Source organism: Pseudoalteromonas sp. P1-9, from assembly GCF_001399975.1.
Taxonomy (GTDB): domain Bacteria; phylum Pseudomonadota; class Gammaproteobacteria; order Enterobacterales; family Alteromonadaceae; genus Pseudoalteromonas.
On sequence record NZ_LKBD01000042.1, the window covers coordinates 1 to 12,927 of the forward strand.

Annotated in this window: 11 protein-coding genes; 8 read left to right on the plus strand and 3 right to left on the minus strand. The window is 40.9% G+C overall.

Going from position 1 to position 12,927, the window contains the following annotated elements:
- Positions 1-173: 173 nt before the first annotated feature.
- The 3 genes from AN214_RS18705 to metK all read right to left on the minus strand — a co-directional run bounded on the left by AN214_RS18705 (position 174) and on the right by metK (position 3,173).
- Positions 174-881: a hypothetical protein gene (locus AN214_RS18705; protein WP_054981095.1), complete on the minus strand. Its 708-nt coding sequence runs from the start codon at positions 879-881 to the stop codon at positions 174-176.
- A gap of 48 nt (positions 882-929) precedes the next feature.
- The gene (locus tag AN214_RS18710) at positions 930-1,874 is read right to left on the minus strand and encodes a hypothetical protein (RefSeq protein ID WP_054981096.1); all 945 of its coding nucleotides are present in this window, start codon (positions 1,872-1,874) and stop codon (positions 930-932) included.
- 111 nt (positions 1,875-1,985) lie between these two features.
- Positions 1,986-3,173 (minus strand): methionine adenosyltransferase, encoded by a 1,188-nt coding sequence (gene metK / locus AN214_RS18715; protein ID WP_038639862.1) that lies wholly within the window; start codon positions 3,171-3,173, stop codon positions 1,986-1,988.
- A 337-nt stretch (positions 3,174-3,510) separates the two neighbouring features.
- On the opposite strand from metK, the gene tkt reads away from it, so the two are divergent.
- From tkt to AN214_RS18755, 8 genes are all read left to right on the plus strand, one after another.
- Positions 3,511-5,502 carry a transketolase gene (gene tkt / locus AN214_RS18720; protein ID WP_054981097.1) on the plus strand — a complete coding sequence of 664 codons (1,992 nt, stop codon included), beginning with the start codon at positions 3,511-3,513 and terminating at the stop codon, positions 5,500-5,502.
- 183 nt (positions 5,503-5,685) lie between these two features.
- On the plus strand, positions 5,686-6,318 hold the full coding sequence (locus tag AN214_RS18725; RefSeq protein ID WP_010561004.1) for a hypothetical protein: 633 nt from the start codon (positions 5,686-5,688) through the stop codon (positions 6,316-6,318).
- 114 nt (positions 6,319-6,432) lie between these two features.
- Positions 6,433-6,636: a ParD-like family protein gene (locus tag AN214_RS18730; RefSeq protein ID WP_054981098.1), complete on the plus strand. Its 204-nt coding sequence runs from the start codon at positions 6,433-6,435 to the stop codon at positions 6,634-6,636.
- Positions 6,629-7,417, plus strand: a complete 789-nt coding sequence (map, locus tag AN214_RS18735; protein ID WP_054981099.1) for a type I methionyl aminopeptidase — start codon at positions 6,629-6,631, stop codon at positions 7,415-7,417. The genes AN214_RS18730 and map overlap by 8 nt, the downstream gene beginning before the upstream one ends.
- A gap of 337 nt (positions 7,418-7,754) precedes the next feature.
- Entirely contained in the window at positions 7,755-8,768 is a 1,014-nt protein-coding gene (gene epd, locus AN214_RS18740; protein ID WP_054981100.1) for an erythrose-4-phosphate dehydrogenase, read from the plus strand.
- A 62-nt stretch (positions 8,769-8,830) separates the two neighbouring features.
- Complete coding sequence (locus AN214_RS18745; RefSeq protein ID WP_054981101.1) at positions 8,831-10,006, plus strand: phosphoglycerate kinase; 1,176 nt, start codon at positions 8,831-8,833, stop codon at positions 10,004-10,006.
- A 161-nt stretch (positions 10,007-10,167) separates the two neighbouring features.
- Positions 10,168-11,232, plus strand: a complete 1,065-nt coding sequence (fba, locus tag AN214_RS18750; protein ID WP_054981102.1) for a class II fructose-bisphosphate aldolase — start codon at positions 10,168-10,170, stop codon at positions 11,230-11,232.
- A gap of 622 nt (positions 11,233-11,854) precedes the next feature.
- Positions 11,855-12,814, plus strand: coding sequence for a porin (locus tag AN214_RS18755; RefSeq protein WP_054981103.1), 960 nt, complete (start codon positions 11,855-11,857; stop codon positions 12,812-12,814).
- Positions 12,815-12,927: the final 113 nt, after the last annotated feature.

The following is a 12,927-nucleotide window of genomic DNA, read 5'->3' on the forward strand; positions in this document are numbered from 1 at the left end:
TAGGCAACAATGAGAAAAGTGCGCTCAAAAGAACCGTTCGGCAGCGCTTGATTGGGTTTTCTACTGTGTTATCGGCTGACTCACATAGAGTAACTATGCCACGCAGCCTCTGCCTTGTATAAAGCCCAATCAAACTGCTGCAAAAACGAACTGAAAGGCCAACAGACCCTAGGTTATTTCGCGATATGCATATTCACAACACCATTAGCCTCTTGTGATTGGCTAGTAGCAAATTTATGTTTGGTAACAAACTCTGATAATTTATGTTGGAACAGGTGTATTGATTCGAAATCATCGGCATACTGATAGTTAATTTTGCAAATACTTTCTCGGCAATCAATTGTTTTTAGTTGCACAAATTCAATAAAATCATGTGTGGTAAAAAAATCTTGAAACACCGCTTCTGTCGTTTCGGCCCAATGATCGTCACGGGTTTGTTGCTCAAACTTCGTTGCTAAATTAAGGGTGTCTGCGCCATCACTGAGCAGCAATTCAAGTTGCTGTTGCATTTGCTGCTCAAGCTCCGCTACTTTATCGCGCAACATGGATTCAGCATGTTCACTCACTTCTTTAATCAGCTGTTCATGTTTTTGTGTAGCGTGTGTTAATTCGCTTTCTAACCTTTCAACTTCAGCAACCAGCTCAGATTTAGTTAGCGCTGTTAGTGAGTTTTGTATTGATTTGTGTTGTGTGGATAGGGTTTCCGTTAACGGTTCTTTGATGTTATTAAAGCTTGATTCTAGTGGATCAGATAGTGTGTTGTCAGAGCTATCTGATGGCTGTTTTTTACCGATTAATTGACTATCTGACGGCATTAATGTCGAAATAAGTGCGAAGCTAAGGGCGCCAAGCGTAAATGCAATTACATGTCCTTTGTTCATGTTAAATCCTATGTTTTATCTTAATAGCGTTTGCCGTAGCTGAGTTACTTAGCTAATCATACCACCCGCTAGCGGGTAATGTCCGACGTGATGCGTTGCGAGCTCTGAAAAACCAAGTACATTGGCCGTTTGTTTTTTATCGCTATTAAAGATAATTATATCTGCACTCATTAGCGGGCGCGACGGATGGTCTTCCAGCACTTTATAAACAACATAATCTTGTGAGTCTATGGCTATCAGTTTCAGTGTGTAGGTAAGTTCAGTTTGCGGGTTGGTAACATGTGATACTAATGATAGCTCATGTGGCGTGTGTTCAAACTCTACAACCAGTAGTTTTTCGGTGAAATTAATTGCTAATTGATTTGTAGTGACTTTTCGTTTTGCTACTTGGTTAATTTTACTAATTGTGCCATTTATCGAATGTTCTGCAAGTGTGAGGATAATGTGCGTATTTTCCTCGATGACCGCAGGGATGACTTGGTCGTTAAAAATGGCAATTTTAAGTTGGCTTGATGCCAAATTTTCGTCTTCTAATACACGGATCATCGCTTTTTCTCCATTTTCGCTGAGGCTCAAATAACCAAACTCGAAGGTTTTTATGCGTGCGAAAGTAGGGGCGGTCACGATAAAGGTTTTAGTTACCTGAACGTCTTTCCAATAGCTAAATAAAGATGATTGGGCGAGAGCGATATCGGATTGTTCTGATTTTGTTTGGATTTCATCAAGGTGTGTTAAAAACTGCTTACGCTGCAATGTATTAATGCCCGCAAAATGCATGGCTATCAAATAAGTAATAAATAATGCGGCTTTTAAAAGCAAAGGCGATAGTTGTTGCACACTTGGCAGGTTTATTACAACAAGGGCAACCAACATCAAAACATGTGTAATATAAACAATTGCCGGAGTTGTTAAGTAAGGTTTGGCAAGGCGTACGATTCTTGGTTGGTTAGTATTGTTTGCTATTTCAGGGTAATGCTTGATTGAATGGTACATAACTTCACCGTGTAGTTTCTTTATCACTTGCTAGAGCGGTTATCATAGCAACTTACTGAATTTTAGGCATAAAAAAAGCGCCAATGGCGCTTTTTCTCAATCAGACGGTTATTATAAACCAGCAGCGGCGCGAAGTGCGTCTGCTTTGTCTGTTTTTTCCCAGCTAAATGCTGTGAATGTATCTTCGCCTACCGTCATTTCGAACGGTTCACGACCGAAGTGACCGTATGCTGCAGTCATTTGGTACATTGGGTGAAGTAGGTCAAGCATCTTAGTGATACCGTAAGGACGTAAGTCGAAGTGCTCACGTACTAGCTCTACTAATTTCTCTTCAGAGATTTTGCCTGTGCCGAATGTATCAACTGTGATTGAAGTTGGCTCAGCAACACCGATAGCGTAAGACACTTGGATTTCACACTTATCAGCAAGGCCAGCTGCAACAATGTTCTTAGCAACATAGCGACCCGCGTATGCCGCAGAGCGGTCAACTTTTGATGGATCTTTACCAGAGAAAGCACCACCACCGTGACGTGCCATACCACCGTAAGTATCTACGATAATTTTACGACCTGTAAGACCACAGTCGCCAACAGGGCCACCGATTACGAAACGGCCAGTTGGGTTAATGAAGTATTTAGTGTCTTCAGTCAAAAGCTCAGCTGGAAGCGTGTGCTTAATAATGTTTTCCATTACAGCATCAACTAGTGCATCTTGCTCGATGTCTGGGTTGTGCTGAGTAGATAGTACAACTGCATCAATTGCAACAGGCTTACCGTCTTCATATACAAACGTTACCTGAGATTTTGCATCAGGACGTAACCAAGGAAGAATACCTGATTTACGTGCTTGTGCTTGACGCTCTACAAGTAGGTGCGAGTAATAAAGTGGCGCAGGCATTAATGTTGGTGTTTCGTTAGTTGCGTAACCGAACATTAAACCTTGGTCACCAGCGCCTTGCTCTTCAGGCTTAGTACGGTCAACACCTTGTGCGATTTCAGGTGATTGTTGACCAATAAGGTTCATGATGCCACAGGTGTCACCGTCAAAACCTACGTCAGATGATGTGTAACCGATATCTGTGATTACTTTACGTGTGATTGACTCAAGGTCTACCCACGCATCTGTTGAAATTTCACCAGAGATAATTGCAACACCTGTTTTAACCATTGTTTCACAGGCAACACGCGCATGCTTATCTTGTGTGATAATTGCGTCTAAAACCGCATCAGAAATTTGGTCAGCGATTTTATCCGGATGACCCTCAGATACTGACTCAGAAGTAAATAAAGTTCTTGCCATGGTATTTCTACTCACTCACAAAAAATGCGCGTTGCCACAAGGATTTGCGCAGGTTCAATTAAATGGTCGCGTATTCTACCGAATAACGACGCTGCAAACAATAACTTTACGCCTAGACGTCTAAAAAAAATTAAAAGTGAAATTTCTTCACCGTTACTAGGCTGTTTTGTGCATAAAGAAGCTAGATTATAGTCGGTTTTCCATTGCTCCGCGTGTGCTTATAGGTAAGAATAGAGCTGCGTGGGTACATTGACCAATAAGTACTTCCTATTACCAGTGCTTATTGGCCAATGTATCCAAATTATGACAGCAAACAAATAATGAGGTAGGAAAATCCATGCCGTCACGTAAAGAACTAGCAAATGCTATTCGCGTTCTATCTATGGACGCTGTGCAACAGGCCAAGTCTGGCCACCCAGGTGCCCCTATGGGTATGGCAGACATTGCTGAAGTGCTATGGCGCGACTATTTAAACCATAACCCAGCAAACCCTGATTGGGCTGATCGCGACCGATTTATTCTGTCAAACGGTCACGGCTCAATGCTAATTTATTCTTTACTGCATTTATCTGGCTATGATCTTCCAATTGAGGAAATTAAAAACTTCCGTCAAATGCACTCTAAAACACCGGGTCACCCTGAATACGGTTATGCACCGGGTGTTGAAACAACGACAGGCCCATTAGGTCAAGGTATTACTAACGCGGTTGGTATGGCTGTTGCTGAAAAAGCACTTGCGCACCAGTTTAACCGTGAAGGTCACGATATTGTTGATCACTTTACTTACTGTTTCCTAGGCGATGGTTGCCTTATGGAAGGTATTTCACACGAAGCGTGTTCACTAGCAGGTACATTAGGCCTTGGTAAACTTGTCGCGTTTTGGGATGACAATGGTATTTCTATCGACGGTGAAGTAGAAGGTTGGTTCACTGACGATACAGCAGCACGTTTTGAATCTTACGGTTGGCATGTTGTGCGTAACGTAGATGGTCACGATAGCGAAGCCATTCGCGCGGCAATCGATGAAGCACGTGCAGAAACGGGCAAGCCAACATTAATCTGTTGTAAAACAGTAATCGGTTACGGTTCACCAAACAAATCAGGTAGCCACGACTGTCACGGTGCACCATTAGGTGATGATGAAATTGCAGCTGCACGTGAATTTTTAAACTGGGAGCACGGTGCTTTCGATATCCCAGCTGATATTTATGCTGATTGGAATGCAGTTGAAGCGGGTAGTGCAAAAGAAGCGTCTTGGGCTGAAAAATTTGATGCGTATAAAGCAGCTTTCCCTGAACTAGCGGCAGAGTTTGAACGTCGTCAAAAAGGTGAATTACCAGCTGATTGGGCTGAGAAGTCACAAGCCTATATTGAAGGCCTACAGGCAAACCCTGAAAACCCAGCGACACGTAAAGCATCACAAAATGCACTTAATGCGTTTGGCCCTATGTTACCTGAGTTTATGGGTGGTTCTGCTGACCTTGCAGGTTCAAACCTGACACTTTGGGAAGGTTCAAAAGGCTTAACAGCAAATGACGCATCAGGTAACTACATCTTCTACGGTGTACGTGAATTTGGTATGTCGGCAATTATGAATGGTATTGCGCTGCATAAAGGCTTTATTCCTTACGGTGCCACGTTCTTGATGTTTATGGAATATGCGCGTAACGCAGTTCGTATGGCGGCGCTTATGAAGCAGCCTTCAATCTTTGTGTATACGCACGATTCAATCGGTCTAGGCGAAGATGGTCCTACGCACCAACCAGTTGAACAGCTAGCAAGCATGCGTTTAACGCCTAACTTAGTTAACTGGCGCCCATGTGACCAAGTTGAGTCTGCAATTGCATGGCAAGACGCAATTGAGCGTAAAGATGGTCCAACATCACTCGTATTTACCCGCCAAGGCTTACAACAACAAGCACGTACTGCTGAGCAATTAGCTAACGTACGTAAAGGTGGTTACGTATTAAGCTGTGATGGCGCACCTGAGATTATTCTTATTGCAACAGGCTCTGAAGTTGAACTTTCTATGCAAGCAGCAGCTGAACTTCGCGCTCAAGGTAAAAAAGTACGTGTTGTTTCTATGCCTTCAACTGATTTATTTGACGTACAAGATGCGGCTTATAAAGAATCAGTACTACCAAGTGCAGTAACTAAACGCGTCGCGGTAGAAGCGGGTATTGAAGATTACTGGTATAAGTACGTTGGTTTAAATGGCGCGGTTGTAGGTATGACAACATTTGGTGAATCTGCGCCTGCAAATGAACTATTTGAACACTTTGGCTTTACGGTAGAAAATATCGTAGCAAAAGCGAATCAACTCGCATAATTGCAAAAAAAGCTATAATAATCAAAAGCGATGCAAATGCATCGCTTTTTTGATCTAGCGCAATAGTTTTATCTTTGATAACGATTCTTAATTAAAAAAACTGATTTAGATCAAATTCCTTCCTGCCTTTATCTTGCTAAAATTTAACCAACTTTTGATAGGTATAATAACGAGGAAAGGGAAATGGTTACCTCTGAACGAAATGCTCCTGAACTTGTTTGCGGTTCAGATCCCGTACAAGCTAATATTACCTCTTTTGCACAGCGCGCACATGAAAAAGCGCTTACTGAACAATTAATTGAACAGAAGAAACTGCTTTTAGAAAAACAGCAGCAGTTTGAGCAATTGCAAAATGATCATGCCATGATTATTAAGCATGTACAGTTAATTGAGCGTGAGTGGGAAAATTCAAACGCTATGCTTGAAACACTGATGGAACAGTTAACAGACGCAAAGAAAAAACCAAGTGTAGAAGTGACCGCTAAGCTTCAAGATCTTCAGCAACAAGTTGAAGAAGCGAATATGAGTAAATCGGTAATGAAGCATCACTGCCGTGAACTCAACGAGCGTAATGAAGAGTTAAATGCCCTGTTAAAAGAATCAATTCATAGCGTTGATGAACTTAAAACTAAGGCGCAGCAGCAAGGTGATGTAATCAATCAATTACGTGCTGAAAACGTAACGTTAAAGCAGCAAAACATTACCCAAGCTGAGCGAATTAAACGCCAAGAAGGTCAATTAAGTGAAGCGCTTCACGGTTATTACAGTGATGTAATGAATAAAAACAAAAAGTTAAGCAAAAATCTGCCAAGATAAACTTTTTATTTGTTACCCAGCCCACAATGGCGCCTTTGGCGCCATTTTTTTATTGATTTTATATATTATGTATACGTAATATATATAAAGCATATGATTAAACAGTGTGTCGCTATGGGTATCGTTAAAATTTCTGACCAATTACATGATGAAATTCGTCATGCTAGCACCGTGATGGTGCGTTCAATCAACTCTCAAGCCGAATTTTGGATAAAAGTAGGGCGCCTTGCAGAGCGTAATCCTAATTTAACCTTTGCTGAAATAATGGAGCAAGAGCTACTGCGTCAATGTGATCAGCAAGGTGAGCGCAATGAGTGAAATCATTATTAAGAATCAAACGGAAATTGATTTAATGCGTACCTCTGGCCAATTACTGGCAGACGTATTTTCTGCACTCGATACGTTTATTGCAGTTGGTCAGTCAACGCTAGAAATTAATAATTTTGTTGAAGACTTTATTACCAATACACTAAATGCGCGCCCTGCAAGTAAAGGTCAGTACGGTTTTGCATTTGTGCTTAACCCGTCAATTAATGAAGTGGTTTGTCACGGTGTGCCAAGTAGCACGCAAAAACTAAAAAATGGCGATATTATCAATATCGATATTACCTTAGAGAAAAATGGCTTTATTGCAGATAGCAGTAAAATGTATTGTATCGGCGATGTAGCGCCGCTTGCGAAACGTTTGGTTGATACGACTTACGAAGCACTTTGGTTGGCCATTAAACAAGTGAAACCAGGAGCTAAATTAGGTGATATTGGCGCGGTGATTCAACACCATGCAGAGCAACATGGTTACTCTGTAGTGCGAGAGTTTTGCGGTCATGGTATCGGTAGACAAATGCACGAAGCGCCTGAAGTATTGCATTTTGGCAAAAAGCATACTGGTGTAACGCTACAAGAAGGCATGACATTTACTATTGAACCAATGATTAACCAAGGTACCGCGAAAACTAAAACCAAACGAGATGGTTGGACAGTAGTTACCCGCGATAAAAAGCTATCAGCACAATGGGAACACACTATTTTAGTCACCAAAGACGGCTTTGAAGTACTAACATTACGCCAAGAAGAAAAAGAGTTGGTTTTGAAAGACTAAATCTTTGCCTTCAATTTAAGAAGATTTTAAAAGCCTAAATTAGGCTTTTTTGTGTTTTTATAGCGCGTGATTAGCACTAAATTACCGTAATAAATTTAGGGAAACCGGTGTCATTTTAAACGGAGAAATTAAAATCACATTTTTCTAAAAATCTTCATCAAACTTGCGAAATTACTGGATCCCTTGATTTACCTAGTAAGTAACCGGTGTCATTATCTTTACTAATCAAAGAATAAAATTTTTTCACTATCGTATTCAAATTCTTTGCTTTAGAATACCGCCATCTACCCTCTCACCAACTGTGAAAGTGCTCGGCACTGTTAGGAAAAACAACTTAATGGCAATCAAAATTGCAATTAATGGTTTTGGTCGAATCGGACGAAATATCGTAAGAGCTTTATATGAAGCTGGTCGTACTAACGACATTCAAATTGTTGCGATCAATGAATTAGCAGACGCTAAAGGCATCGCGCATTTATTAAAATACGACACTTCTCATGGTCGTTTTAAATTTCCTGTGCAATTAAAACAAGATGCCATTACGGTTAATGGTGACTTAATTCAGTTATTCGCCGAAGAAAATCCAAGCGAATTGCCTTGGGGTTTATTAGGTGTCGACGTGGTGCTTGAATGTACAGGTGTCTATCACTCACGCGAACATGCCGAATTGCATTTAAATGCTGGCGCTAAAAAAGTGTTGTTTTCACAACCTGCTGATGCTGACATGGATGCCACCATTGTATTTGGCATTAACGATAATGAATTAAAAGCTGAGCACACTATCGTCTCTAACGGTTCGTGCACTACTAACTGTATTGTGCCAGTGATTAAAGTACTTGATGATGCGTTTGGTATTGAATCGGGTGCGATTACCACCATTCATGCGTCAATGCACGATCAGCAAGTGATTGATGCCTATCACAGTGACCTTCGCCGTACCCGTGCTGCAAGCCAATCGATTATTCCGGTTGATACTAAATTAGCACGTGGTATCGAGCGCATTCTGCCTAAGTTTAAAAGCCGCTTTGAAGCCATTGCGGTGCGCGTACCTACCATCAATGTTACTGCGATGGACTTAAGCGTCACACTTAATACCGATGTAACAATTGAAACGGTAAATAAAGTACTTTCAGATGCAGAGCATCAACACTTAGCTGGTATTATCAGTTATACCGAAGAGCCATTAGTATCGGTTGATTTTAATCACGATAGTCATTCATCGATTATTGACGGTACACAAACCCGTGTTAGTCACAAACGCTTAGTAAAGATTTTAGCTTGGTGTGATAACGAATGGGGGTTTGCCAACCGCATGCTAGATACTGCCGAGGCGATGGCACTAAAAAGTTAGATTTAGATAACCGTGAGTTTGCCAACAAATTTGCGGTTTTTTTATGTTAAAGGAGAGCTCAAATGTCTGTCATTAAAATGGCTGATTTAGATTTACAAGGTAAGCGCGTGCTTATTCGTGAAGACCTAAACGTTCCAGTAAAAGACGGTAAAGTAACCAGTGATGCGCGTATTCGTGCATCGTTACCAACCATTAAATTAGCCTTAGAAAAAGGCGCAAAAGTAATGGTTATGTCGCATTTAGGTCGCCCTACAGAAGGTGAATACGATGAAGCATTCTCAATGCTACCGGTTGTTAACTATTTAAATGACGTATTAGAGCAAACTGTTCGCTTAGAAAAAGATTACCTTGACGGTGTTGACGCTCAAGACAACGAAGTGGTTGTGTTTGAAAACGTACGCTTCAACAAAGGCGAGAAAAAAGACGACGAAGCGTTAGCTAAAAAATTAGCTGCACTGTGTGATGTGTATGTAATGGATGCATTTGGTACTGCGCACCGTGCACAAGCATCTACTCACGGTGTTGGTTTATTCGCAGATGTTGCCTGTGCAGGTCCTTTACTTGCAGCAGAGCTAGATGCACTTGGTAAAGCACTAGATAACCCAGCGCGCCCACTTGTAGCGATTGTTGGTGGTTCAAAAGTATCAACTAAATTGACTGTACTTGAGTCGCTTTCAAGCGTTGTTGATCAGTTAGTGTGTGGTGGTGGTATTGCAAATACCTTTATCGCAGCTGCGGGTAATAACGTTGGTAAATCACTTTATGAAGCTGATTTAATTGATGAAGCAAACAAGCTAACTAACGCTGCAAAAGCAGGGGGTGGCGATATTCCAGTACCAACAGATGTAGTTGTGGGTAAAGAGTTCTCAGAAACTGCTGTAGCAACATTAAAGTCAGTTGCAGATGTTGATTCAGACGACATGATTTTTGATATCGGCCCTGATTCAGCGAAGGCACTTGCTGAGATTATCAAAAATGCAGGTACGGTTGTTTGGAACGGCCCGGTAGGTGTATTTGAATTTGATCAATTTGGTGAAGGTACCAAAGCACTTGCACATGCGATTGCAGAATCAAATGCATTCTCAATTGCTGGTGGCGGTGACACCCTTGCAGCGATTGATAAATATGAAGTAGTAGACAAAATTTCATACATTTCAACAGGTGGTGGTGCATTCTTAGAATTCTTAGAAGGCAAGCAGTTACCCGCTGTAGCAATGTTAGAAGCGCGCGCGAAATAATTTGTGCACGCTATACTTAGATTTATGTAACAGAATCTAAGTAGCTGAATAAAAAGCCAAGTAATCATATCTCTCTCAATTTAGTGATTACTTGGCAATAAACAAATCTATCCGTTCAAACTCGATGGCGTTAGGTGCCATCAAAAATTGGAGAAAGCAAAATGGCTTTAATCAGTATGCGTCAGCTATTAGACCATGCGGCAGAAAATGGTTATGGTGTTCCAGCGTTTAATGTGAATAACCAAGAGCAAATGCGTGCAATTATGGAAGCAGCAGACAAGACAAACAGTCCTGTTATCGTTCAAGGTTCAGCAGGTGCGCGTGCATACGCCGGTGCGCCGTTTATTCGCCATATGATTTTAGCGGCAATTGAAGAATGGCCACACATTCCAGTAGTTATGCACCAAGATCACGGTACATCACCAGCAGTTTGCCAACGCTCAATCCAATTAGGCTTTTCATCAGTAATGATGGACGGCTCACTACTTGAAGATGGTAAAACGCCTTCAAGCTACGAGTACAACGTTGATGTAACACGTCGTACAGTTGAAATGGCGCACGCATGTGGTGTTTCAGTTGAGGGCGAGCTAGGTGTACTTGGTTCATTAGAAACGGGTGAAGCAGGTGAAGAAGACGGTATTGGTGCAGAAGGTAAGCTAACTGAAGACCAACTATTAACTGATCCTGAAGAAGCAGCTGACTTCGTTAAGAAAACAGGTGTTGATGCACTTGCGATTGCATGTGGTACGTCACACGGTGCGTATAAGTTTACACGTCCACCAACGGGTGACATTCTTGCAATTAACCGCATCAAAGAAATTCACGCGCGTATTCCTAATACTCACTTAGTAATGCACGGTTCGTCATCAGTACCACAAGAGTGGCTTGCTGTGATCAATGAGTTTGGCGGTGAGATCCCTGAAACTTACGGTGTACCAGTTGAGCAGATCGTTGAAGGTATTAAGCACGGTGTACGTAAAGTAAATATCGATACTGACTTACGTTTAGCATCAACAGGTGCAATTCGTCGTCACCTTGCACATAATCCTGCAAACTTCGACCCGCGTAAGTTCTTAGCTGAAGCAACAAAAGCAATGACTGAAATCTGTGTTGCGCGTTACGAAGCGTTTGGTACAGCTGGTCAAGCAGCTAAAATCAAACCAATTTCACTTGATGCGATGCATGAAAAATACCTTGCTGGTGAGTTAAACCAACAAGTTAAATAACATCAAGTTATACAACTTCCTTTAACAAGCAAAGCGTTTATATGACTCATATAAACGCTTTTTTTGTGTCGAACGCTCGGGTGTTAAGCGTGAATAATTTAAATCCATGTTATTGAATTAACCTTCATTCACCCTATCAAAATAGTGCTGTAACAGGCCTCTCTTATAACATTTACTTTAAAGCGCTTACTTTGTATATAAGTGGTTTGTGAGCTGACTTATTTCGGCAAAAATTAATGTAATTGATATTACGTCTGGGATTATGATCATTTAGGATTGTGGGATCAAATTCTTACTAACACGATCGCATTTGGATTAACTGGGATCACGATCCTACCAACTAAAGTGCTTATTTAGGGCGGATCAGATTAAAAACCATGGCTAACTTATTGAAATTCGATCTATTTCTGAGGTGATCTTAGTAAGTTTTTGATCTCAGGCAGTCATATCATGGTAGATCTTAGTATAAAGATGATCCTATTGGTAAAATATTGATCTGCGATAATTGCCATACCCGCTAAATGTACTAAAGTAATTATTAAATAAGAAAATCTGTTTGATCTTAAGTGTATAATAATTATAGCGTAATGCTTTAGTTGAACTCTGCTTTGAGGAAATTACCATGATTAAAAAACTCTTGCTGGCAAGTGGTATAGGTTTAGTGCTTCTTCCGTTAGATGCATTTGCTGAAACAGATGCCCAAGTGTATGGGCGTGCCCACCTAGGTTTACGCTACGTTGATATTGATAATCAAGAGAGTGAAACCGAAGTCGATTCATATTCGTCTCGTTTTGGTATTAAAGCAAAGCACGGTATTTCAGATGATCTTAGTGTTTTAACCAAGCTTGAGTGGGAAGTGAATATTTCAGAGCAAGATGGTGCAAATGGCAGTGACGATAATATAAAATCGCGGGATCAATACTTAGGTCTAAAAAGTAAAACTTTTGGTCAGATCCTGATTGGTCGAAAAGACACAGCCCTGAAGAAGTCACAAAACAAGCTTGATATGATGAATGACTTCGTTGGCGATATTAAGCACCTTGCCACTGGCGAAAACCGTTTGGGCGATATGGTAAATTATCAATCACCCAAGTTTGGTCAATTACAGTTTGAACTAACCTACATAGCGGAAGAAAATAGCAAACAAAGCGATGGGGCTGGGGTGTCGGCTGCTATCGGTTATGGTGATAAAGCACTTAAGAAAACGCCGTTTTATGTCGCATATGCGCATGATGAAGATGTTGCTGGCTACAATATAGATCGCGTATCAGCACAAGGTAAACTCGGTGATTTTACAATTAACGGTATGTACCAAAATAGTGAAAAAGTCTCATCAGGTGATGATGGTGATACTTTCGTTGTAAGTGCTTCTTATAAAATAGAAAATTATAAAATTTTAGTACAGTACCAAGATGATGAAACAGGCTTTGGTAAATTAAAAGACAGTGGCTCGGCCAGTTCTGTAGGTGTTGAGCGAAAATTAGGTAAGCAGGCAAAGGCCTATATTTGGTACACCCAGCGTGATCTGGACAATAGCGATGATGAAGGACATTTGGCCGTTACCTTACGTTATGATTTTTAAATGATATAAAAACGTGACAATTTAGTTAATTTTATAAGCCCCTTTTAGGGGCTTCTTAGTTTAATTTTAAAGCCCTTTTTCTATTTTATCTTATTGAATTTAAATTGTTTTAT